Annotated in this window: 1 protein-coding gene; it reads right to left on the minus strand. The window is 27.2% G+C overall.

From position 1 onward, the window contains the following. Nucleotides 1-166: 166 nt before the first annotated feature. Nucleotides 167-1294 carry an AfsR/SARP family transcriptional regulator gene (locus tag BMZ74_RS14275; RefSeq protein WP_177181471.1) on the minus strand — a complete coding sequence of 376 codons (1128 nt, stop codon included), beginning with the start codon at nucleotides 1292-1294 and terminating at the stop codon, nucleotides 167-169. Between the last annotated feature and the right edge of the window lie 374 nt (nucleotides 1295-1668).

A 1668-nucleotide genomic window follows, 5' to 3' on the forward strand; every position in this document is an offset into this window, starting at 1 on the left:
GCTAAGTATTTAAGAGTAATTCAAAAAAACAAAGAGATAACATGATTCAAACGGTGCTATTTAGATTTCACAACATTTGTCAAAGAACCAAAATATTAAACTAAATTTTTATAAAAAAAAGGTCTTACCTTTTAAGGTAAGACCTTAGTATTTCTAAATTATTCTTTTAATTAACTTCTTTTAAATCAATTGAAGCTTGACCAGCTAAATTAAATCTTTTAAAAACTTGATCAAATCTAGTTAAAATTATTCCAGTATCTTTAAATCCAATCTCTCTAAGAATTATATGAATTTTTTTATTACAGCTACAAATTACATCTCCTGTTCTTAAAACTGCTCCTGTTTGCTTAATAACATTTTTAAAGTCACTATTAATTTGAGAGTTACTTAAATCAATAGTCAGCAAAATAAATTTTATATTTTTTCTTTTAGCTGATCTTAATTCAAGTTCATAAATTTTTTTAAAGCTTTCCTGATCACAGATCATGGCTCCTGTTCCAATCTCTGTTTGTTTAAAATCAAGCTTATTTTTGATTATTATATCTTGTTTAGCTTTTAAATTTAAATACTCTTGCTGTAGTTCTGGGCCAGGCTCTAAGTCAAGTTCTGCAGCCAGAATATCTTTGCACTTTTGATAGATATTGATTGCCTCTTTTGTCTTACCAAGTTTCACAAATACTTTAAAATAGATTAAATAAAATATTTCTGCATAGGGATCGAGATTAAGCCCCTGATTTAAATAGTTAAATAAAAGCTGATAATCATCGTTTTCATACAATTTAATTATCAATTTTTCTAATAAAGCTAAATGTAAACCAGATAAAATATCTCTTTGATTCTTCGGCCAGCTCTCATATCTTAATAATGCAAAAAAATCACCTCGATAAATTTTTAATAATTCAGTCAATTCAGCAGTAGACACATTTTTTTGCTGCAAATATAAGTGCCCTTTCTCAATAAAATAACCCCAATCAGTCCAGAGGAGATAGTTATTATTAATTAAATAACCACCCTGAAGTGATTTAATTAGTTCTTTTTCAAGTCCTGCTCGCTGTAGTGACTTGCGAAGTAAGTAAATTGTGTTATATAACTTATTTTTCCCTGTTTCAAGATCAGAGTCTGGCCAGAAAAGATCAATAATTTCTTCAGCATCTGTTCTTCTTCCCAGCTTAAAAGATAAATACATTAATAATTCTAAGGCTCGTTTTGAAACCCAATTACTGCCATCAATTTTTATGGACTGATATTCAAGATAAAATGATCCCAATCCATAAAACTTTAATAAATTAGCCAAGCAAACACCTCCTAAAAACAGTAAAAACAATATCAAGCTAAGATATACCAGTAAAAAACAAACCAGTCTTATAACCATTAAATACTTTTTAAGCTACTTTTAAAAATAGCTTCTCTTTTAAAATATATTAAAAAAATGTCAGTCATTAAAGAAATAGCTTCTATTAGCTTAAATTAATAAGATTAAACTGACAGATATTGTTTTATAATTACTAATTCACACTAAATATCTAGTTAACTGCCTGGACTAATTTATTTAAAAAAAATTCAATTATAAATCATGGTTCTTTGACAAATGTTGTGAAATCTAAATAGCACCGTTTGAATCATGTTATCTCTTTGTTTTTTTGAATTACTCTTAAATACTTAGCAATG

Origin of the sequence: Halanaerobium salsuginis (assembly GCF_900114545.1) — a bacterium.
Taxonomy (GTDB): Bacteria; Bacillota; Halanaerobiia; order Halanaerobiales; family Halanaerobiaceae; genus Halanaerobium; species Halanaerobium salsuginis.